This is a genomic window from Pseudomonas sp. BIGb0176 (assembly GCF_024810175.1).
Lineage (GTDB): Bacteria > Pseudomonadota > Gammaproteobacteria > Pseudomonadales > Pseudomonadaceae > Aquipseudomonas > Aquipseudomonas protegens.
The window spans coordinates 422,712-443,245 of record NZ_JANUEC010000004.1 but is presented as its reverse complement, the minus strand read 5'-3'; the positions used below and the strand labels follow the sequence as shown (position 1 = coordinate 443,245).

The window sequence follows — 20,534 nt, the reverse complement described above, 5'->3', positions numbered from 1 at the left end:
TTTGCCCTTAGTAGGTGTCGTGCTTGTGCGACTGCGATTGCGACTTCGCCTGCTCTTCAGGGGATTTGCTGTCATCAGGCAGGTACAGCGGGCCTTTCTGGCCGCAGGCGGTAACGAGGCAAGCAACCGCGACGAGCGCAGCAAGGGAAGAGATCAGGCGCTTCATGGCGAAATCCTTGAGAATGCGTAAATTGCGCCCGAGTATACCGGCCACCCGGCAGCTTGCCTATGCAGCGTAACTCCCGTCCAGCGGGCCTTTGCCAAGGCCCGGCCGGTGGCTTTGGTCGGGCGGTCGTGCAATGGGCGTCGCATTTATTTCCTCGTTCGGTATCCTTTGCATTCGCCGGGGAGCGCCCGTATCTTGCGGCGCTTGAGCGTGAGTAGACACTTTTCGAGGTTCCCGCAATGAGTTTGACCGAAGCCCGTTTTCACGACCTGGTGGATGCCACCCAGCAGACGCTGGAGGATATTTTCGATGAGAGCGACCTGGACATCGACCTGGAAAGCTCGGCCGGGGTGCTCACCGTCAAGTTCGACAACGGCAGCCAGGTGATCTTCAGTCGCCAGGAGCCTTTGCGCCAACTCTGGCTGGCCGCGCGTTCGGGTGGTTTCCACTTCGACTACGACGAGGAAAGCGAGCGCTGGATGTGCGACAAGAGCGAAGAGCAGTTGGGGGAAATGCTGGAACGCATTGTCCTGGAGCAGGCCGACATCAAGCTCGAGTTCGAAGGGCTCTGATACCGTGATCCAGCCCGCCCCGGCCCGACCGCCCAAGCCGCTCTACAGCAACGTCAGCCCGGCGGTGAGTTCACCGTGCATCAGCCTTTGTCGCCTCGATGAGGAGAAGGTCTGTCGCGGCTGTTTTCGCCATGTGGAGGACATCCGTGAATGGCGTTCGGCCGATGATCAGCGCCGGCGAGTGATCTGCGCCCAGGCGCTGCAGCGCAAACAGAGTGCGGCGGCAGGCGAGATTTAGCTTCGTACTCGTACGGTTTGTTTATTCAGTGTGCTGTGATAGTGTCCAGCTTCGCCTCGCTACATCGAGGCCGGTGAGAACCCCGTCTTATTTGGCGGGGTTTTGCTTTTTTGTGCAGAAAAAATAGGAGTCAGCCAGGATCATGAGTACTGCACCATCCATCATCCTTACCCGCCTTGACGTGCAACGTCTGGAGCGCCTGATCGACAGTCTGGACGACTCGCTGCCAGGTGTCATTGCACTGCAAACCGAGTTGGATCGTGCCGAAACGCTGGTGGGTCACGATGAAGTACCGGCCGGTGTCGTAACCATGAATTCGCGTGTGCATTGCCGTGAAGAAAGCAGCGGCAAGGACTACCACCTGACCCTGGTGTATCCACAGGACGCCAACGCCGACGAAGGCAAGATTTCCATCCTGGCACCGGTGGGCAGCGCTCTGCTGGGCCTGCAGGTAGGCCAGTACATCGACTGGCCGGCTCCGGGTGGCAAGACCTTGAAGCTGACCCTGCTGGAAGTTGAATACCAGCCGGAAGCCGCAGGCGACTACCACCTCTGATCCTTGGCTAGACCTGCTCGAGCGCGTCGTTCAGTGCGCGCTCCAGGCTGGCCTTGTAGCGCAGATACAGGATGCTCGGGCTTTGCACGTCACCGAGCAGCCCTGAAAGATCCAGGTCAGTGATGTAGCAGCGATAGCGCTCTGTTTCATGGCGCTGCCCGACGATTTCCTGGGCCACCGCGGCGAACAGTTGATCGCCATATTCCAGATCGGAAAACTCCCGTTGATTGCAGTACAGCGAGACCTGCACCTGGCCCGGTGCGGCCTTGCCGATGATCGCCTGTACGTCATAGAAGGCTTTGTCCACCGGCGTCGGTGGGGCTGGCCGCGGCTCTACCCGACGTGCGCGGCCCGTGCCTGAGGGCAGAATCTGCAAGTAGAGTGTGTCCAAAGGTTTCTCGGGCTGGTTGCTGTCCATCGGCAGCAGCGCCTCGCGGCGGTAGAGAATCGACTGCAGGAAGCGCTGCAGGGGCACCAGCAGGCTGTGTTCGTCGTGATAGGGCAGGGTCTGCTGCCACAGCGCGTTGTACTCATCGAGCACGTAAAGCTCCGCGTACTCGTCGATGATCCGATAGAACACCTGGATGCAGTCCGGCTGGCCCATGGGCAGGATCAGCGCCAGGTCGTGGTCTTCCAGGGCCATCGGGTCAAGGTGCAGTGGGCTGTAGCGGCTCTGCTCCTGCCCCAGGTACTCCAGCAATGCGGCAGGGGTTGCCATGGCCCGGTGCCGAACCTGCCCGGGCACCAGTTCAAGCACGTGGTAGTGCTGCTGCACCTGGATCAGGTAGCGGTAGTTGAGCTGGCTGAGCAACAGGTTGTGCGCGGTTTCGAACAGTTCTTCCACCCGGCGGGCAATGAATTGCGCGCGGTTGTGACAGAAGCAGCGTACCCGCAGCCGCGGCTGCGTGCCGCCCGGCAGATTGTTCAGGTAGTCCCGCAGACAGTCGAGCAGCGCATGCTCGGCGTCGTAGCGGCCGACCATTACCTCGTTCCAGCTATTGAGGGTGACCTGATCCAGGGTCAGCACCAGATTCTCGCGTACCCCGGCATAGCTCAGGGAGTCGGTGCGCTCGGTGGTCATCAGAATGTTCAGGTCGCGGTGGTGCTTGAGGGGGTCGACCCCGACGTTCACCAGGATCAGCACTTCGCCGGGCACGGCGAAGTGCAGCAACTGTTCCTCGCTGACCGTCGTCAAAGGCAGTGGCACGGTCTGCTGCAGGCTGCCCAGCAGGTTGAACAGTTCGAATTCGCTCAGGTCGCTGCTGCCCGGGTGCAGGGCCAGGCGGGTACTGCTGTCGATCACGCCGTTGCGATGGCACCAGGTAAGCAGCTCCAGCAGCTCGCGACTGCGCTTGATCGGGGCGAAATGCTCCCACTCCAGGGCGGTCAGGCTGCCGTTGTACAGCCCCCAATGGTTCTGTCCGGGTTCCTTCTTGTTCGGTGACTGCACCAGGGTCAGGGTGTCTTCAGCCAGGTCCGGCGCAATGCCGGGGTTGATGAACTCGATCTTCCCGGCCTTGCGCTCGAAGGCCGCGTACAGGCGCCGGCCCAGGACATTCAGGTCACGCTTGTTGATCAGGCTGGCGGCCTGCTCGGTGCGGGCGAACTGGGTCAGGAAGCGATAGCTGTAGTTGAGCTCGTTGACCAGGGCCCGGCGCTCGCTGCTGACCTGGCGCACCTTCCACTGGCTGCGGCTGTCCAGCAAGGCCAGTTGGCGTTGGTCCCAGCCCCATTCACTGGCCAGGCGCTCCAGTAGAGCGCGCTGCCAGTTCGGGCTGCGGGTGGCGTTGCCGACGGTAAGCTTGCGGTTGACCTTGAGGTACAGGCTGCGCCGTACCAGCTCCAGGCGCTCCGGCTCGCCGCGAGCCTTGAGGTATTCCTCGATGCGCCGGTAGACCACGATGTAGGGGTCCAGCTCATCCAGGTCCAGGCGGTTGGCAAACACCGCCTGCTTGAAGCGCAGGCTCAGGCACTGGACCTTGGGATGCTCGCTGGCATAGACCTCGATCAGCAGCAGCTTGAGTACGGACTTGTAGGGCGACTCGATGCCCTTGAACAGTTGCCACAGCCCGGCGCCGATGAACTCGCCGGGCGGAATGCGTGCCATGTGGCCCAGGTCGAGGTTTTCCTCGGCGGGGACAAAGCGCTTGGACAGCAGGGTGTCGATGTACTGTTCGTAACGGCGTTCTTCGTACACCGGTACCAGCCACCACAACGGCGTGCGCCCGGCCAGCCAGATCGCGGTGCGGTAGAACTCGTCCAGCAGCAGGTAGTGCTGGGTGGTGCCGCAGTCGTCCGAACTCAGCTGAGTGTCCCGCTCCCCGCGGACAAAGCGGTTGGGGTCGATCAGGAAAAAATGAGCTTCAGCGCCCTGGCCGGCCGCCCAGGTCTCCAGCAATTGGCACTTCTTCTGCAACTCGGCCAGCTCGTTTTCGCCCAGATCCGGCGCATGGCACACCCACACGTCCATGTCGCTCTGGTCTGCCTGGGCCAGGGTCCCCAGGCTGCCCATGAGAAACAGGCCATGAATCGGCCGTGGCGGGTTGCCGTGGCGCGGCTTGTAGGAAAACGATCGGGTCAGGCGCTGGGCTTCGGCCAGGGCCTGGGGGGCGGGTTCGTAGCAGGAAAGCCCCGCCGGGGTGGCTCCGGATACATAACCGGGCAACAACGGGTGATTGACGTGAAAGAACAGCGGCAACAGGTTGAGGACCAACTGCTGGCGTGTCGACAGCCCTTCCATTGCCCGGGCCATGCGCCCTTCATTGAGCTTCAGGAAACGCGCACGCAGTTGGCTGAGAATCTTGCGATCGATTCCTTCATCCAGATCGGGACGGATTTCATGGGTATGGGGCATTTCAAGCGGAGCTCGAACGTGGCGGTATTGAAGACGGCGAGCAGTTTACCGTCAGACAGGGCTCAGCCTTAAACTGATTTTATTTTTTGACGCCAGATTTCTAGCGTATTCAGAAGGAGGCGCCTACGGAATCCGACAGACGGGAACCCCGCAGGCCGATGCAGGTTGTTCAGGCGACTTCTTTGACGTTCAGGATGGTTAGCAGGCCCTGGGCATGTTCAGCGGCGTCCCGCCCGAGGCTGGTCAGATAGCCTCCATCGGGTTGGGTGATCAGTTCCTTGTCAAACAGGCGTTGGGCGGCGGCGATGGCAGAAGGGGCGGCGGTCTGATGGATTTTCAGGCCTTCCTGGGAGTTGTCCAGGTTGAAGAGTGCAAGGATTTCCAGTTCGGCAACCAACTCAGGGGTATACGACATAAGGACTCCAGACTTTCTAGGAATTAGAGGTCAGCGTTCTTAAGGTGAACGCAGAAAGGCGGCGTGTCCAGCGTTCGCTGAGGAGTTTTATCCCCGGGTGCAGCGGTATTTGGCCGCAGGGTGGTGGCAGTGTAGTCGGGGCGCGAGGCACGGGCGGGAAAGAGTGCCGGAGCCTGCGCTCCGGCAGCGCGGTGTCACTGCTTTTCGGGAGGCAGTTCCGGCAGGGCGCGAAGGGCGGCTTCGTACCATTGGGTGTCGAAGGCGCGGTCCTGTTCGAGGATGGCGTCGATCTCGATCGCCAGTACATGGGCCATCAGATTGAGGATTTCCTCGCGCTCGTAGCCTACCAGGGTGAGCTTGTTGAACGTGGCCTTGGCCGCTGGTGGGTTGTCGCTTTCGATCTGGTTCTCGATCGCTTCGATCAGGGTATTTTCGGCGAACTCTTCTTCGTCGGTGTCGATATCGGTTGGCTCGCTCATGGCAGGCTCCTCAAGGAAAGGTCGCCAGTTTACTCGTATTCAGCGGCTCGATGCTGCTGGCCAGAGTGGGATTAACCTTCTATAAAAAAACCCTGCCAACCCCTGCACGGCCTGGAGGCTACGGGATGTTCAAGCTCTATGGGTTCGCCATCAGCAACTACTACAACATGGTCAAGCTGGCCTTGCTGGAGAAGGGGCTGCCTTTCGAAGAGGTGCTGTTCTACGCCGGCCAGAGCCCCGAGGCGCTGGCTATCAGCCCACGGGGCAAGGTTCCGGTACTGGAGGTGGAGCAGGGCTTCATCAGCGAAACCAGTGCGATTCTCGATTACCTGGAGCAGGTGCGGCCGGCGCCGGCGCTGCTGCCGAAGGACGCGTTCGAACGTGCCCAGGTGCTGGCACTGGCCAAGGAGATCGAACTGTACATAGAGCTGCCGGCCCGGGCCTGTTTCCCCGAAGCGTTCTTCGGCGCGACCCTGCCCGAGGCGATCAAGGAGAAGGCCGGGATCGAATTGCTACAAGGCTTTGCCGCATTGCGCCGGCATGCCCGGTTCGCCCCTTATGTAGCGGGCGCCAGCCTGAGTGTGGCGGACCTGTATTTTCAGTACAGCGTGAACCTTGCCCTGATAGTCGGGGACAAGTTGTTCGGAATCGATTTTTTGGCCGAGATGCCCGAGGCCCGGGCCTTGCTCGAGCGCCTGGAGCAGACCCCCAACGCTCGGCGCATCGCCGCTGACAAGGCGGCACTGATGGCCGCCAGAAGGTCAGGGCGCTAGGAACCTGCTCGCACCGGCAGAGGATGCCGGCGCGGGCAGGCTCGCAAGGGCTTAGCGGCTGGCCAGCAGGGCCTGGCCGCGGGCCACTGCCGCCCGGACCTGGGCCGGTGCGGTGCCGCCGATGTGGTTACGGGCATTCACCGAGCCTTCCAGGGTCAGCACGGCGAACACGTCCTGTTCTATCTGGTCGCTGAACTTGCGCAGCTCTTCCAGGCTCATTTCCGCCAGGTCCTTGCCGGTTTCCACGCCGTACTTCACAGCATGGCCGACGATTTCGTGACAGTCGCGGAACGGCAGGCCACGGCGTACCAGGTAGTCCGCCAGGTCGGTGGCGGTGGAAAACCCGCGCAGGGCCGCCTCGCGCATGATGGCGTGCTTGGGCTTGATGGCCGGGATCATGTCGGCGAAGGCCCGCAGCGAATCGCGCAGGGTATCGGCGGCGTCGAACAGTGGTTCCTTGTCTTCCTGGTTGTCCTTGTTGTAGGCCAGGGGCTGGCCTTTCATCAGGGTCAATAGGCCCATCAGCGCGCCGAATACCCGGCCGCTCTTGCCCCGTACCAGTTCCGGCACGTCGGGGTTTTTCTTTTGCGGCATGATCGAGCTGCCGGTGCAGAAGCGGTCCGGCAGGTCGATGAACTGGAATTGCGCGCTGGTCCACAGCACCAGCTCTTCGGAAAACCGCGACAGGTGCATCATTGCCACGCTGGCGGCGGCGCAGAATTCAATGGCGAAGTCCCGGTCCGAAACGCTGTCCAGGGAGTTGCCGCCCACGGCTTCGAAGCCCAGCAACTGGCAGGTCAGCTCGCGGTCGATCGGGTAGGTGGTGCCGGCCAGCGCGGCGCTGCCCAGGGGCATTCGGTTGGTGCGCTTGCGGCAGTCCACCAGGCGCTCGTAGTCACGGCTGAGCATCTCGAACCAGGCCAGCATGTGGTGGCCGAAGGTCACCGGCTGGGCAGTCTGCAAGTGGGTGAAGCCCGGCATGATGCTCTCGGCTTCACGCTCGGCCAGCTCCAGCAGGCCTTTTTGCAGGCGGGTGATTTCACCGAGGATCAGGTCGATCTCGTCCCGCAGCCACAGGCGGATGTCGGTGGCCACCTGGTCGTTGCGGCTGCGGCCGGTGTGCAGCTTCTTGCCGGTGATGCCGATGCGGTCGGTCAGGCGTGCTTCGATGTTCATGTGCACGTCTTCGAGGTCCACGCGCCAGTCGAAATGGCCAGCCTCGATCTCGCCCTGGATGGTCTTCAGGCCGTCGATGATGCTGTCGCGCTCGGCATCAGTGAGCACGCCGACCTTGGCCAGCATGGTGGCGTGGGCGATGGAGCCCATGATGTCATGGCGATACAGGCGCTGGTCGAAAGTGACAGAGGCGGTGAAGCGGGCGACGAAGGCGTCGACGGGTTCACTGAAGCGGCCGCCCCAGGACTGATTGGTCTTGTCAGTGCTCATGAATTCGCTCGTGATCTGCTGAAGGAAGATGGCGTGAAAAACAGGCGCCGATAATAACAGGGTTGCCCGGGCTGTCGCTGGCGCTGGTCGGCAGCTTTTTTCTGCGCCGGACACCTGGGCGGCTTGTCGCCGGCCTCGGGGGCGCAGAGACTGAGGTCGGCGCAGTCGAAGGTGCTTCCTGCGAGGTGAGCGCCTTGAGTGCGGAAGGTGATATCGGTCAAACGATATTTATCGATTGAGCAATATCGTCTTGGCAACCGTCTACAGTTGGACAGGAGGACCGGCACAATTGCGTAACACCCCTCGCGTGTTCGCAGTGGCCCCCTCCAGCAAGTTCACACCGCGCAGGGCCAGGCAATCCGTCCACCAAACGAGACGGGTGCGGGCAGGGTGGGCGGCGACCACAATCACGAGGGGGGCTTTGTGTTGAATACCAGCATTCCCTGCGACGTCGTCGCGCATCAGCCGACCTTGAGCGGTATCGGGCAGGCACGGGCAAATATTGGTGCCCGACTTGCGGCACTTTTTGGCCTTCGCACTAGTCTTAGCGTGGATCGCGGTGACGGACGTCACTCCACCTGTCTACGCTATCCTTGTGCGAGACTCACGCAGGAATCCAGCGCAATATGAATGTCCTGATCGTTGATGACGAACCCCTAGCCCGCGAGCGCCTGAGCCGGATGGTCAGTGAGCTCGAGGGATACAGTGTCCTGGAGCCTAGCGCCACCAATGGCGAAGAGGCGTTGAGCCTGATCGACAGCCTGAAGCCGGATATCGTCTTGCTCGACGTCCGCATGCCAGGGCTGGACGGTCTGCAGGTCGCCGGCAAGCTGTGCGAGCGCGAGACGCCTCCGGCGCTGGTGTTCTGCGCTGCGCCGGACGAATTCGCCCTGGAGGCCTTCGATGCCAGCGGCGTCGTCCACCTGGTCAAGCCAGTGCGCTCCGAGCTGTTGCTGGAGGCCTTGAAAAAGGCCGAGAAGCCCAACCGTGTACAACTGGCGGCACTGACCCGGCCCGCGGCCGAAAGCGGTAACGGCCCGCGCAGCCATATCAGCGCCCGTACGCGCAAAGGCATCGAGCTCATCCCCCTAGCCCAGGTGGTGTATTTCATCGCCGACCATAAATACGTGACCCTGCGCCACGAGGGCGGCGAGGTGCTTCTGGATGAGCCCCTGAAGGCTCTGGAAGATGAATTCGGCGACCGCTTTGTGCGTATCCACCGCAATGCGCTGGTGGCCCGCGAGCGTATCGAGCGTCTGCAGCGCACACCGTTGGGGCACTTCCAGTTGTACCTCAAGGGCCTCAATGGCGATGCGCTGATTGTCAGCCGGCGGCATGTGGCGGGCGTGCGCAAGATGATGCAACAGCTCTAGGCCAGGGTTTGACCCCTGCAATGGGTGAAGCCTGGCGTCGGGAGGAGGCTAGGTTTCTGATACAAGTCAAAGCTGATTTGGTTGAGCTGTTATTATCTGCCGTATCTATTCAGTACGGATTGATCCATGTCCTCTCGCGAAATCCGCATCGCTACCCGCAAAAGTGCTCTGGCCTTGTGGCAGGCCGAATACGTCAAAGCCCGTCTGCAAGAGGCCCATCCGGGTCTTGTCGTGACCCTGGTGCCCATGGTCAGCCGCGGCGACAAACTATTGGACTCGCCCTTGTCGAAAATCGGTGGCAAGGGTCTGTTCGTCAAGGAACTGGAAACCGCGCTGCTGGAAAACCAGGCCGATATCGCCGTGCACTCGATGAAAGATGTGCCCATGGACTTCCCCGAAGGCCTGGGTCTGTTCTGCATCTGCGAGCGCGAAGATCCGCGTGATGCCTTTGTTTCCAACACCTACGCCAGCCTCGACGAGTTGCCTGAAGGCAGCGTGGTGGGCACCTCCAGCCTGCGCCGTCAGGCTCAGTTACTGACCCGTCGCCCCGACCTGCAGATCCGTTTTCTGCGGGGCAACGTCAATACCCGTCTGGCCAAGCTGGACGCTGGCGAATACGACGCCATCATCCTCGCGGCCGCTGGCTTGATCCGCCTCGGATTCGAGGATCGCATCAGCTCCTCCATCAGTGTCGACGACAGCCTGCCCGCCGGTGGCCAGGGCGCCGTCGGCATCGAGTGCCGCAGTGCCGACATTGAAATCCACGCCTTGCTGGCCCCCCTGCATCACGCCGACACGGCCAGCCGGGTAACCGCCGAGCGCGCACTGAACAAGCACCTCAACGGTGGTTGCCAGGTGCCAATTGCCTGCTATGCGGTGCTGGAAGGCGAGCAGATCTGGCTGCGCGGCCTGGTGGGCGAGCCTAGCGGCGGCCTGCTGCTCAGCGCCGAAGCTCGTGGCCCTCGCGCATCGGCCGCCGAGCTGGGTGTGCAAGTGGCGGATGCCCTGCTGGCCCAGGGCGCCGATGACATTCTGCGCGCGGTCTACGGCGAGGCGGGCGAGGAGTGACTGGCTGGCGCCTGCTGCTGACCCGGCCGGCCGAGGACTGCGCCGCGCTGGCGGCGATCCTGGCGCAGTCCGAGATCTTGAGCAGCAGCCTGCCATTGCTGGAAATCCAGGCGTTGCCGGTCAGTGACTCGCAGCGGGCTACCCTGCTGGCATTCGACCAGTACTGTGCGGTGATTGTGGTCAGCAAGCCGGCGGCGCATCTTGGCCTGGAGCTGTTGCGCCAGTATTGGCCGCAACCACCAGACCAGGCCTGGTTCACCGTAGGCGCCGCTACCGCGCAGATCCTTGCGGATGCCGGCTTGCCAGTGGCCTATCCCCAGCAGGGCGATGACAGTGAAGCCTTGCTTGAACTTCCCCAATTGCGCGAGGCTATCCGCCGGCCTGATCCACGGGTGTTGATCGTGCGCGGGGAGGGTGGGCGCGAGCTGCTCTCTGAGCGCTTGCGCGCCCTAGGTGCTAGTGTCGATTATCTGGAACTCTACCGCCGCTGCCTGCCGCACTACGCCGAAGGCGCGTTGCTCCAGCGGATTGAAGTGGAACGCTTGAACGGGCTGGTGGTCAGCAGTGGACAAGGTTTCAGCCACTTGCGGCAGCTGGCGGGGCCCGCCTGGCCGCAACTGGCGAAGATGCCGTTGTTTGTTCCAAGCCCCCGGGTCGCCGACATGGCGCACGCCGCAGGGGCGGAAAAAGTTGTGGATTGTCGCGGCGCCAGTGCCGCGGCTTTGCTAACGGCGTTACGGGAGCAACCCGTGCCCGTTCTCTAAACGCAAAGGATGGATACGTGAGCGAAACAGCCTTGCCTAAAGATGAAGCCCAGCCGGTGCCCGAGACACCTGCTGAACCCACGAAACCAACCGTTGAGCGTCGTGGCAACGGGTTGGCAATTCTGGCCCTGCTGCTGGGGGCGGCGGGCGTCGCCGTTGGTGGCTGGGGGATCTGGCAGGTGCGCCACCTGCAAGCCAATAACCAGCAGCAGTTCAGTCAGTTGCAGGCCCTGGGGGATCAGGCCCAGAGTCTCAAGCTCAGCGAACAGCGCTTGAGCGAACGCCTGGAACAACTGCCCGCGGCCGATGAGCTGGAAGACCGGCGGCGTCTGGTGGCCCAGTTGCAGGGTGACCAGCAGCGCCTGAACCAGCGCCTGGAAACCGTACTGGGCGCCAGCCGCAAGGACTGGCGCTTGGCGGAAGCCGAGCACCTGTTGCGCCTGGCCAGCCTGCGTCTTTCGGCGCTGCAGGACATCAGCAGCGCTAGGGCCCTGGTCCAGGGCGCCGACGATATCCTGCGGGAACAAAACGATCCGGGAGCCTTCGCAGCCCGCGAGCAGTTGGCCAAGAGCCTGGCGGCCCTGCGCAGCACCGAGCAGCCGGACCGCACCGGGCTGTTCCTGCAACTGGGGGCCTTGCGTGACCAGGTGCTGGAACTGAGCGCCGTGGCTCCGGAGTACAAGGACCGCGGTGAATCGCTGCTCGGCCTGACAGCCGATGGTGACGGCGCCAGCCGCTGGGCCCAGTGGTGGGATCAGATCTCGCGCTATTTCCGCATTGACTTCAACGCCGACAAGAACATCCGCCCCTTGCTGGCCGGTCAGGGCCTGACCCAAGTGCGCCTGGCCCTGAGCCTGGCGCTGGAGCAGGCGCAGTGGGCTGCCCTGAACGGCCAGGCCGCGGTCTATACCCAGGCGTTGACCGAAGCCCGCGACGTGCTCACCGGCAACTTCAATCAGGACAACCCGCAAAGCAAGATCATGCTCGAGCGCCTGGCCGAGCTGAGCAAGCAGCCGGTGACGGTCGTCACCCCGGACCTGGCCAAGACCCTGAGTACGGTCCAGGCCTACCTGGAGCGGCGTAACCTGAATGTCGAGGAGTCGGTCAAGCCTCTGGCCAAACCTGCGGCGAACAACGCCCAGGAGACGAGCCCATGAAGCGTACCTATGTGATCGTCCTGCTGGTCATTGCGGCCATCGGCCTGCTGGGTCTGGCCATTGCCGAGCATCCCGGGTACGTACTGATCGCCTACAGCAACTTCCGTTACGAATCGAGCCTGTGGGCAACCCTGGCCCTGGTGGCGCTGGTCTGGCTGGTGGTATGGGGCATCAAGCTGCTGATCGAGCTGGTGATGGTGTCCGGTGGTGTGGTCAATCCCTGGTCACGGCGCAATCGCAGCCGCCGGGTGCAGATCGCCATCGAGCAGGGCCAGATGGACCTCGCCGAAGGGCGCTGGGCCAGCGCGCAAAAGCACCTGCAGCGTGCCGCCGAGGCCGAGCGCCAGCCGCTGCTCTACTACCTCGGCGCTGCCCGGGCGGCCAACGAGCAGGGCCACTATGAAGAATGCGACCGGTTGCTGGAGCGGGCGCTGACCCGCCAGCCCCAGGCAGAGCTGGCCGTGGCCCTGAGCCACGCCCAACTGCAGACGGATCGCGGCGATACCGAGGGAGCCCTGAGCACCCTGCAGGCCATGCATGAGCGCCATCCCCATAGTGTCCAGGTGCTGCGCCAGTTGCAGCGCCTGCATCAGCAGCGTGGCGACTGGTCGGCCCTGATCCGTCTGTTGCCCGAGTTGCGCAAGGACAAGGCGCTGCCGGCCAGCGAACTGCAGGAACTGGAACGTCGGGCCTGGGGTGAAAACCTGTCCCTGGCCGCGCGTCGTGAAGAAGATGAGGTTGCCGGCCTGCAATCTCTCAATCGTGCCTGGCAACAGTTGACCTCGGCACAGCGCCAGGAGCCGCAGTTGGTGCTGGCCTATGCCGAACAACTGCGTCAACTGGGCGCGGGGGCCGAGGCGGAAGAGGCCCTGCGCACGGCAATTAAACGCAAGTACGAAAGCCACCTGGCACGGCTCTATGGCCTGGTGCGTGGCAGCGATCCGTCGCGCCAGTTGCAGACTGCCGAGCACTGGCTGAAAGAGCATGCGGACGATCCGAGCCTGCTGCTGACCCTGGGCCGCCTGTGCCTGCAGAACAGCTTGTGGGGCAAGGCCCGGGACTATCTGGAAAGCAGCCTGCGCTTGCAACGCAACCCCGAAGCCTGTGCGGAGCTGGCGCGCCTGTTGGCACAGCTGGGGGATACCGAGCGCAGTAACCAACTGTTCCAGGAAGGTCTGGGCATGCTCGATGAGCGCCTACTGGCCTCACCGCTGCCGGTCCCGGTGCGGGCCTGAGGTGTCCCGGGGCCGGTTGCCTGTTTCAGGCAACCGGTCCTTTTGCTGCTGTACCTGCGGCGCTGTTGTCGATCGGTTGCGACATAGCGCTTCTTGAAAGCAGCGAGCGCTTTCTCTACCGTGGCTGCCTGTTTCTCCCGTTACGGATATCTCATGTCGCTGGCCGGCTCCCGCTTGCTGTTCTCCCTGGTGTTCCTGGTGGGGGCCTTGGCCTCGTGGGCGGCGTTCAACCTGCAAACGGGTGGCGGCCTCGAGTCCTGTTCGCTGTGGGGCGTGCAGCGCCTGCTGTTGCTGGCATTGGGTGGGGGCAATCTGCTGGCCGTGATCCAGGGGCCAGGGCGCGTGGGGCGGGCGGTCTACTGGGGGCTCAACCTGCTGTTGGGCCTGCTGGGGGTGGTCACCGCGGGACGCCATGTGCTGTTGCAGAACATTCCTTCCGAACAGTTGCTGGCCTGCCTGCCGGACATGTCCTTCATGCTCCGCCAGCTGTCCTGGTGGCAGGCGTTGAAGCTGACTTTCATGGGCACCTCCGATTGCGCTGAGGTCACCTGGACCCTGCTGGACATGAGCTTGCCGGAGTGGAGCCTGCTGTTTTTCGTGATCATGCTGATCTTTAGCGGCTACCGCCTGTGGCGTCAGCTACGGGGCGTGCGCAAGGCCGTGGCGTTGCCCTGAGTCAGTGTTTGGCAGGAGGGCGGGGATTAAACGCTTGTATGAACTTTATCTCCTGCGTACCTTGATGCTGTAGTCGAGCGGGCATAATCTGGCCCGCACCTGTCACTGGAATTATGTTGCTCGATGCTGTTGTGCCTGACCGGATCCAGAGTCTCCAGAAAGGAGCGGCGGGCAAGCGGCATGACCCATAAGGGAAGAGAGATCACCATGCTCGAAAGTTGTCAGAATGCTCAGGAACGCTGGGGTGGAGTGCATCTGCTGATCGACCGCTGGTTGCAGGAGCGTCACGAACTGGTTCGAGCCTATGATGCGCTGGGCGCGGAGCCCGAGGCACTGAGTGAGAGCAAGAAGCCGCTGCAGGAATTCTGCGGGATCCTGGTGGACTACGTTTCCGCCGGCCATTTTGAAATCTACGAACAGCTGACCAGCGAAGCCAAGGCGTTTGGCGACAAGCGCGGGCTGGAGTTGGCCGACACCCTCTACCCACGCATCGACGTGATCACCGAAAAGCTCCTGGCGTTCAATGACCTGTGCGACGCCGGCCAGTGCGTGGCGCAGAAGTTCAAGGAACTCGGTGGCCTGCTGCACGAACGCTTCGAGCTGGAAGACTGTCTGATCGAAGTGCTGCACAACGCCCACAAGCAGGAAGCTGTGGCTCAGGCCTGAGAACAGGAACCTACCAGGAAAAACGGCACGCCTCGGCGTGCCGTTTTTCGTTGTGGCGCTTCAGCCAGCGACACCGAGCAATTCGATGTCGAACACCAGTGGGGTGTAGGGCGCGATCAGGTCCCCGGCGCCTTCGGTGCCATAGGCCTGGTTCGACGGGATTACCAGGCGCCACCGGGCTCCGGTGGGCATCTGCGACAGTGCGCTACGCCAGCCGGCGATCACGCTGTCGAGGCGGAACCATTGCGGCTGCTGGGTCTGATCGAACACGGTGCCGTCTGGCAGGCGCCCGGTGTAGCGCACCTGGACCGAGCCGTTGGGGCTGGCCTTGTTGCCGCTGCCAGGGCTCAACTCGGTCAGCAGGATGCCGTCTGCCAGTTGGCGGACCCCGGGCTTGGCCTTTTCTTCATCGAGAAAGCGCTGTTCGTTTTTCAGCGCGATCTCTGTCTGAGACTTGGCCGACTGTTCGCTGATCTGTGCGTCGTGCTCGGCAAGGATCTGTTCGATGCGTTCGCTTTTCAGCGCCAGAGGCTTGCCTTGATAGGCGGCCCTCAAGCCTTCGACCAGGGCCTGGATCTGCAGGTCGGGCACCTCATCGCGCAGGCGCTCACCGAGGCTTGCCCCCAGGCTGTAGGCAAGATCGTGAGCGTTGTTGGATGGTGCTTCGGCAGCCGCCTGAGCCAGTGGCAAGAACAGGCTCAAGGATAAAAACAGGTAACGCGACATGGGCACTCTCCGGCCTGAGTTGCGGTGGATTATGCCAGCGACAAAGCGCTCGTTGGTGAGCAACTTCGATGGGGGCGAAGAACATTTTCGTTCGGCTGCAACGCCAGGCTTTCGATACTGTCAACATGCCCTAGCGGCGGTAGCAGCAGAGGTCTAGTATGAGCCGCAACTCACGTCAGCCAGGAGGTAAACCATGTCGGCCAATAAGAAGCCTGTAAATACTCCGTTGCATTTGCTCCAACAGCTGTCGGGCAGCTTGCTCGAACATTTGGAAAACGCTTGTTCCCAAGCCTTGGCTGATGCTGAAAAACTGCTCGCCAAGCTGGAAAAACAACGGGGCAAGGCGCAGGAAAAACTGCACAAATCGCGCACCAAACTGCAGGACGCTGCGGCGGCCGGCAAGGCCAAGGCACAAGCCAAGGCGAAGACCGCGGTCAAGGAACTCGAAGACTTGCTGGACGCCCTGAAAGAGCGTCAGGCACAAACCCGCAGCTACATTCTGCAACTCAAGCGCGATGCCCAGGAAAGCCTGAAACTGGCTCAAGGCGTGGGTCGTGTGAAGGAAGCGGTAGGCAAGGCATTGAGCTCTCGTGATGCCAAGCCGGCAGCGGTAGCAGCTAAAAAACCAGCGGCCAAGCCTGCTGCCAAGGCACCGGCCAAACCTGTTGCCAAGCCGGCGGCGAAAAAGCCTGTTGCTGCCAGTGCAGCCAAGCCCGCCGCGGCCAAAACCGCAGCCGCCAAGCCTGCTGCCAAACCAGCGGCCAAGCCTGTTGCCGGCAAAGCGGCGGCTGCCAAACCGGTAGCTGCCAAGCCAGCCGCCAAGCCCGCTGCGAAGCCTGCGACCAAAGCCGCTGCGGCCAAGCCAGCTGCTAAACCTGCCGCCAAGCCCGTAGCCGCCAAGCCAGCAGCGAAACCTGCTGCCACCAAGACCGCTGCGGCTAAACCGGCTGCCGCCAAACCGGCCGCTAAACCAGCAGCGAAACCCGCCGCTGCAAAAGCTCCGGCCAAACCCGCGAGCAAACCTGCAGCTGCCAAGCCAGCCGCGGCATCGGCGGCCAAGCCTGCCGCCAAGCCTGCTGCCGCCAAACCCGCAGCAAAACCCGCTGCCAAGCCGGCCGCGAAAAAGCCTGCTGCCAAGCCCGCAGCCGCCAAGCCTGCTGTAGCCAAGCCAACTGCTCCAGTTGCCAAACCTGCAGCTCCCGCGCCCGCAGCGGCCAAGCCTGCAACTCCTGCTCCGGCTGCCTCTCCGGCACCAGCTGCAAGTGCACCTGCTGTTCCTGCGTCGGCTCCAGCCAGCAACCCTTCCAGCGCTTCCTAAGCGCCGGCCACCGCGATGCGCAGTACCTGCAGCGCATTGCGGTTCCGGACGGCGGCTTCGGCCGCCAGTCCTTCCAGCCAGTCATTCAGGCTCCGGGCCTGAGCTTCGGGCCACTTTCGTGCCCCTTCCTGCAGACGCAGCAGCAACTGCCGTTCGGCATCCAGCTCCAGGGCCTTGAGTTGTTCGCGCAAGGTGCTCAGTTGCACGTCGCTGGCCGCGGCGGCTCGCCACTCAATCCGCAGTTTGCGCAGGGGTTCGACCACCTCCTGATACCAGGGCGCAGCCAACTCTTCGAGCGCTTGCAGGCGCTGCTTATCGCAGTCGACCCCCCTTTGGCCAAGCCAGGCGCCACAGAGCAGCAGACAGACATTGGCCCCGCCATCCTGCAGCTGCAGGCAGGCCTCCTGCACACCGGGCAGGGCGTAGGTCTTCAGGGCAAAGCTCCACAGGTCAGGGGACATATTGCTACTCGCGCCAGTTGCTAACGAAGCTGGTAGACTCCGCCGCCATTATGATTCGACTTCAGAACCTGACTTTACAGCGTGGCCCGCAACGTCTGCTAGAAGACGCCGAGCTAACCCTGCACGCCGGCCAGAAAGCCGGCCTGATCGGTGCCAACGGCGCCGGCAAATCCAGCCTCTTTGCCTTGCTGCGCGGTGAGCTGCACCCGGACTCGGGTGACTGCTTCCTGCCGGCCGACTGGCGCATCGCCCACATGCGCCAGGAGGTCGATACCCTCGAGCGCCTGGCGGTGGACTATGTGCTCGACGGCGACTTGCGCCTGCGCCAGGTGCAGCGTGACCTGGCCGCTGCAGAAGCGGCCCAGGACGGCGCCGCGCAAGCGCGCTTGCATGCCGAGCTGGACAGCGCCGACGGTTACACCGCCGACGCGCGGGCGCGCAAGCTGCTGGCTGGCCTGGGTTTCACCAACGAGCAGATGGACCGTCAGGTCGGCGACTTCTCCGGGGGCTGGCGGATGCGCCTGAACCTGGCGCAGGCGCTGATGTGTCCCTCGGACCTGCTGCTGCTCGACGAACCTACCAACCACTTGGATCTCGACGCCATCATCTGGCTCGAAGAGTGGCTCAAGGGTTACCCCGGCACCTTGCTCCTGATCTCTCACGACCGGGACTTCCTTGATGCCGTGGTCGATCACGTGGCCCACGTCGACCAGCGCAAGATCACCCTCTATCGCGGTGGCTACAGCGCCTTCGAACGCGCCCGTGCCGAGCGTCTGGCCCAGCAGCAGCAAGCCTACGAGAAGCAGCAGGCGCAGCGCGCGCACATGGAAAGCTACATCGCCCGCTTCAAGGCCCAGGCCACCAAGGCCCGGCAGGCACAGAGCCGGATCAAGGCCCTGGAGCGCATGGAGGAGCTGTCGGCGGCACACGTCGATTCGCCCTTCGATTTCACCTTCCGTGAGTCGACGAAGATCTCCAGCCCGCTGATCGACCTCTCCGATGCCCGCCTGGGCTATGGCGAGCGTGCGGTCCTGGAGAAGGTCAAGCTGCAGCTGACTCCGGGCGCGCGGATCGGCCTGCTGGGGCCCAACGGCGCCGGCAAGTCGACCCTGATCAAGAACCTCTCCGGCGAACTCCAGCCGCTGTCCGGGCGCCTGACCCGGGGCGAGAACACCGTTGTCGGTTACTTCGCCCAGCATCAGCTCGATTCCCTGGACTCCAAGGCCAGCCCCTTGCTGCATCTGCAGCGCCTGGCGCCCACCGAGCGCGAGCAGACCCTGCGCGACTTCCTCGGCGGTTTCGACTTCCGCGGCGCACGGATCGACGAGCCGGTGCTGAACTTCTCCGGCGGTGAAAAAGCCCGTTTGGCCCTGGCCCTGATCGCCTGGGAGCGGCCCAACCTGTTGCTGCTCGACGAACCCACCAACCACCTGGACCTGGAGATGCGCCTGGCCCTGACCATGGCCCTGCAAGAGTTCAGTGGTGCGGTGCTGGTGGTCTCCCACGATCGCCATCTGCTCAAGAGCACCACCGACAACTTCTTCCTGGTGGCCGACGGCAAGGTCGAAGAGTTCGACGGCGACCTGGACGACTACACCCGTTGGCTGGTGGATTACCGCCAGCGCAATGCCCCGGTCAGCAACACACCGGTGAACCCGGACAAGACCGACAAGAAGGCCCAGCGCCAGGCCGCCGCGGCGTTGCGTCAGCAACTGGCACCGCACAAGCGCGAGGCCGACAAGCTGGAAGCCGAGTTGGGCAAGGTGCATGAGCGCCTGGCCAAGATCGAGGCCAGCCTGGGCGACAGCGGTTTGTACGAGGCTGCGCGCAAGGATGAGTTGCGGGATCTGCTGGCCGAGCAGGCCAAGCTCAAGACCCGTGAGTCCGAGCTGGAAGAAGCCTGGATGGAGGCCCTGGAACTGCTGGAAAGCATGCAGGCCGAGCTGGAGGCGCTGTCCTGATGGAGGCGCTGCAATTACCGTTGCCGGCCCAGTGGATCGGCCCGTTGTGGATTGGCGTGCAGATCCTGCTGATCCTCCTGGCGGGCTACCTGGCCCAGCGCTTCGTGGCCCGTGGCCTGACCCGCCTGGGCGAGCGCTACCCGTTCCCGCCGCAGTTGCTGATGCCCCTGCGGGGCGGCCTGCGCTGGCTGATCATGGGCAGCGCGGTGATCTTCGTGCTGGAGCGGCTGGGGGTTTCCGCCACGGTGCTGTGGACCGCCCTTTCAGGCTTCGTCGCCGTGGCGGCGGTGGCCTTCTTCGCCATGTGGAGCGTGCTCTCCAACCTGCTCTGCGCGATCCTGATCTTCACGGTTGGTCCGTTCCGCCTGGGTGACGTGGTGGAGCTGGTGGACACCGTCGACAAGCCTGGGGTCAAGGGCCGGGTCGTGGCGATCAACCTGCTGTACACCACCCTGATCGAAGCCGAGGAAGCCGGCACCGGCAGCGCCATGGTCCAGGTGCCCAACAGCCTGTTCTTCCAGCGCTCGGTGCGCCGCTGGCGTGGCACTGATGTGCTGCCCGTGGGCAGCGGCGAAAAGTAACCCCTTCCTCTGTAGCCGTTGCATCACCTTTGGGCGAAAAAAATATGGTCAGCCGCCAAGCGGAGGATTAGCTTAGGCAGTCACGACCAATTCGATCCGAGGTGTGCGATGGTGCTTGAGACATGGCTGGCGTTCTTTGCCGCCAGTTGGGTAATCAGTCTTTCTCCGGGCGCCGGCGCCATTGCGTCGATGTCCTGCGGCCTGCAATACGGTTTCTGGCGCGGCTACTGGAACGCCCTGGGGCTGCAACTGGGCCTGGCCATGCAGATTGCCATTGTCGCGGCCGGTGTCGGGGCCATTCTCGCGGCCTCTGCCACTGCCTTCTATGCCATCAAGTGGTTCGGTGTCGCCTACCTGGTGTACCTGGCGGTCAAGCAGTGGCGCGCGCTGCCCAGCGACCTCAGTGATGACGCCGCCATTCGCCCCATCGGCAAACCCCTGGCCCTGGTGTTTCGCGGTTTCCTGGTAAACATCAGCAACCCCAAGGCGCTGGTGTTCATGCTGGCGGTGTTGCCGCAGTTCATCGACCCCCATGCCCCCCTGGTCAAGCAGTACCTGATTCTCGGCGCCACCATGATCGTGGTCGACCTGATCGTCATGGCCGGCTATACGGGGCTGGCGTCCAAGGTCCTGCGCCTGTTGCGCACCCCGGTCCAGCAGCGGCGGATGAACCGCACCTTCGCCGGCCTGTTCCTCGGCGCTGCGGGTTTTCTGGCAACTATCCGCAAAGCGGCGGCCTAGGTTTGCAGGAACAAGAAAAGGCGACCCACCGGGTCGCCTTTTTCGTTTGCGTGCGGTTTAGCGCAGGATCACTGGCGCCGTGTCCGGCGGCTGGTTGTTGTGCATCGGCGCTTGGCGCGGTTGCTCGCAGCTGTCACGACCCAACTGCCGGGTGACGTCTTCGCCCAGGGGCTTGGACACTTTGCACAAGCAAGGAGAGCGGGTGCTAGCTGGGCGTGGGGCTGGTGGCCTGTGAGCGAAGATGTTTCAGCGGGGCTGATAAGCCTTGAGTGAAACTCGTTGGGAGGGAACAATATGTTACTTCTTATT

23 protein-coding genes are annotated in these 20,534 nt (G+C 63.1%); 15 read left to right on the top strand and 8 right to left on the bottom strand.

Annotated features, from left to right (window positions below; translation table 11 throughout):
- Nucleotides 1–7 precede the first annotated feature (7 nt).
- On the bottom strand, nt 8–166 hold the full coding sequence (locus tag M2395_RS25115) for an LPS translocon maturation chaperone LptM (protein WP_011064184.1): 159 nt from the start codon (nt 164–166) through the stop codon (nt 8–10).
- A 239-nt stretch (nt 167–405) separates the two neighbouring features.
- On the opposite strand from M2395_RS25115, the gene cyaY reads away from it, so the two are divergent.
- From cyaY to rnk, 3 genes are all read left to right on the top strand, one after another.
- On the top strand, nt 406–738 hold the full coding sequence (gene cyaY / locus M2395_RS25110) for an iron donor protein CyaY (RefSeq protein ID WP_011064183.1): 333 nt from the start codon (nt 406–408) through the stop codon (nt 736–738).
- Between the two features lie 4 nt (nt 739–742).
- Nucleotides 743–976 (top strand): DUF1289 domain-containing protein, encoded by a 234-nt coding sequence (locus M2395_RS25105; protein WP_123431104.1) that lies wholly within the window; start codon nt 743–745, stop codon nt 974–976.
- Nucleotides 977–1,118: 142 nt separating this feature from the next.
- Nucleotides 1,119–1,532 carry a nucleoside diphosphate kinase regulator gene (rnk, locus tag M2395_RS25100; RefSeq protein WP_011064182.1) on the top strand — a complete coding sequence of 138 codons (414 nt, stop codon included), beginning with the start codon at nt 1,119–1,121 and terminating at the stop codon, nt 1,530–1,532.
- A 7-nt stretch (nt 1,533–1,539) separates the two neighbouring features.
- Here rnk and M2395_RS25095 read toward each other — a convergent pair whose 3' ends face one another.
- From M2395_RS25095 to M2395_RS25085, 3 genes are all read right to left on the bottom strand, one after another.
- Entirely contained in the window at nt 1,540–4,386 is a 2,847-nt protein-coding gene (locus M2395_RS25095) for a class I adenylate cyclase (RefSeq protein WP_123431103.1), read from the bottom strand.
- 169 nt (nt 4,387–4,555) lie between these two features.
- Nucleotides 4,556–4,801 (bottom strand): TIGR02647 family protein, encoded by a 246-nt coding sequence (locus tag M2395_RS25090; protein WP_011064180.1) that lies wholly within the window; start codon nt 4,799–4,801, stop codon nt 4,556–4,558.
- 194 nt (nt 4,802–4,995) lie between these two features.
- The gene (locus tag M2395_RS25085) at nt 4,996–5,280 is read right to left on the bottom strand and encodes a hypothetical protein (protein WP_011064179.1); all 285 of its coding nucleotides are present in this window, start codon (nt 5,278–5,280) and stop codon (nt 4,996–4,998) included.
- A 125-nt stretch (nt 5,281–5,405) separates the two neighbouring features.
- Here M2395_RS25085 and M2395_RS25080 point away from each other — a divergent pair, with 125 nt between their 5' ends.
- A complete protein-coding gene (locus tag M2395_RS25080; RefSeq protein ID WP_011064178.1) occupies nt 5,406–6,053 on the top strand; it encodes a glutathione S-transferase in 648 nt (215 codons plus the stop codon).
- A 51-nt stretch (nt 6,054–6,104) separates the two neighbouring features.
- Here the strand turns inward: M2395_RS25080 and argH are convergent, their stop codons facing one another.
- The gene (gene argH, locus M2395_RS25075; protein WP_041120368.1) at nt 6,105–7,499 is read right to left on the bottom strand and encodes an argininosuccinate lyase; all 1,395 of its coding nucleotides are present in this window, start codon (nt 7,497–7,499) and stop codon (nt 6,105–6,107) included.
- Between the two features lie 626 nt (nt 7,500–8,125).
- Between argH and M2395_RS25070 the strand changes: the two genes are divergently transcribed.
- From M2395_RS25070 to M2395_RS25040, 7 genes are all read left to right on the top strand, one after another.
- Entirely contained in the window at nt 8,126–8,872 is a 747-nt protein-coding gene (locus M2395_RS25070) for a LytTR family DNA-binding domain-containing protein (protein ID WP_011064176.1), read from the top strand.
- 126 nt (nt 8,873–8,998) lie between these two features.
- On the top strand, nt 8,999–9,940 hold the full coding sequence (hemC, locus tag M2395_RS25065; RefSeq protein WP_011064175.1) for a hydroxymethylbilane synthase: 942 nt from the start codon (nt 8,999–9,001) through the stop codon (nt 9,938–9,940).
- Complete coding sequence (locus tag M2395_RS25060) at nt 9,937–10,704, top strand: uroporphyrinogen-III synthase (RefSeq protein WP_011064174.1); 768 nt, start codon at nt 9,937–9,939, stop codon at nt 10,702–10,704. The genes hemC and M2395_RS25060 overlap by 4 nt, the downstream gene beginning before the upstream one ends.
- 17 nt (nt 10,705–10,721) lie before the next feature.
- Entirely contained in the window at nt 10,722–11,861 is a 1,140-nt protein-coding gene (locus M2395_RS25055; RefSeq protein WP_011064173.1) for a uroporphyrinogen-III C-methyltransferase, read from the top strand.
- Nucleotides 11,858–13,096, top strand: coding sequence for a heme biosynthesis protein HemY (locus tag M2395_RS25050; protein WP_011064172.1), 1,239 nt, complete (start codon nt 11,858–11,860; stop codon nt 13,094–13,096). The genes M2395_RS25055 and M2395_RS25050 overlap by 4 nt, the downstream gene beginning before the upstream one ends.
- A 153-nt stretch (nt 13,097–13,249) precedes the next feature.
- Nucleotides 13,250–13,771, top strand: coding sequence for a disulfide bond formation protein B (locus M2395_RS25045; RefSeq protein WP_123431102.1), 522 nt, complete (start codon nt 13,250–13,252; stop codon nt 13,769–13,771).
- Between the two features lie 207 nt (nt 13,772–13,978).
- Nucleotides 13,979–14,437 (top strand): Rsd/AlgQ family anti-sigma factor, encoded by a 459-nt coding sequence (locus M2395_RS25040; protein ID WP_011064170.1) that lies wholly within the window; start codon nt 13,979–13,981, stop codon nt 14,435–14,437.
- A 60-nt stretch (nt 14,438–14,497) separates the two neighbouring features.
- Here the strand turns inward: M2395_RS25040 and M2395_RS25035 are convergent, their stop codons facing one another.
- Nucleotides 14,498–15,163: an FKBP-type peptidyl-prolyl cis-trans isomerase gene (locus M2395_RS25035; RefSeq protein WP_015637447.1), complete on the bottom strand. Its 666-nt coding sequence runs from the start codon at nt 15,161–15,163 to the stop codon at nt 14,498–14,500.
- 193 nt (nt 15,164–15,356) lie between these two features.
- Here M2395_RS25035 and M2395_RS25030 point away from each other — a divergent pair, with 193 nt between their 5' ends.
- A complete protein-coding gene (locus M2395_RS25030) occupies nt 15,357–16,481 on the top strand; it encodes an AlgP family protein (protein ID WP_081007171.1) in 1,125 nt (374 codons plus the stop codon).
- Here M2395_RS25030 and M2395_RS25025 read toward each other — a convergent pair.
- On the bottom strand, nt 16,478–16,942 hold the full coding sequence (locus tag M2395_RS25025) for a TIGR02444 family protein (RefSeq protein WP_011064167.1): 465 nt from the start codon (nt 16,940–16,942) through the stop codon (nt 16,478–16,480). The two genes, M2395_RS25030 and M2395_RS25025, sit on opposite strands and share 4 nt — an antisense overlap.
- Before the next feature lie 50 nt (nt 16,943–16,992).
- Here M2395_RS25025 and M2395_RS25020 point away from each other — a divergent pair, with 50 nt between their 5' ends.
- From M2395_RS25020 to M2395_RS25010, 3 genes are all read left to right on the top strand, one after another.
- Nucleotides 16,993–18,903, top strand: coding sequence for an ATP-binding cassette domain-containing protein (locus M2395_RS25020; RefSeq protein WP_011064166.1), 1,911 nt, complete (start codon nt 16,993–16,995; stop codon nt 18,901–18,903).
- The gene (locus M2395_RS25015) at nt 18,903–19,484 is read left to right on the top strand and encodes a mechanosensitive ion channel family protein (RefSeq protein WP_011064165.1); all 582 of its coding nucleotides are present in this window, start codon (nt 18,903–18,905) and stop codon (nt 19,482–19,484) included. Before M2395_RS25020 ends, M2395_RS25015 begins: the two co-directional genes overlap by 1 nt.
- A gap of 108 nt (nt 19,485–19,592) precedes the next feature.
- Nucleotides 19,593–20,225, top strand: a complete 633-nt coding sequence (locus M2395_RS25010; protein WP_011064164.1) for a LysE family transporter — start codon at nt 19,593–19,595, stop codon at nt 20,223–20,225.
- A gap of 57 nt (nt 20,226–20,282) precedes the next feature.
- Here the strand turns inward: M2395_RS25010 and M2395_RS25005 are convergent, their stop codons facing one another.
- Nucleotides 20,283–20,405: a hypothetical protein gene (locus tag M2395_RS25005; protein ID WP_015637444.1), complete on the bottom strand. Its 123-nt coding sequence runs from the start codon at nt 20,403–20,405 to the stop codon at nt 20,283–20,285.
- Between the last annotated feature and the right edge of the window lie 129 nt (nt 20,406–20,534).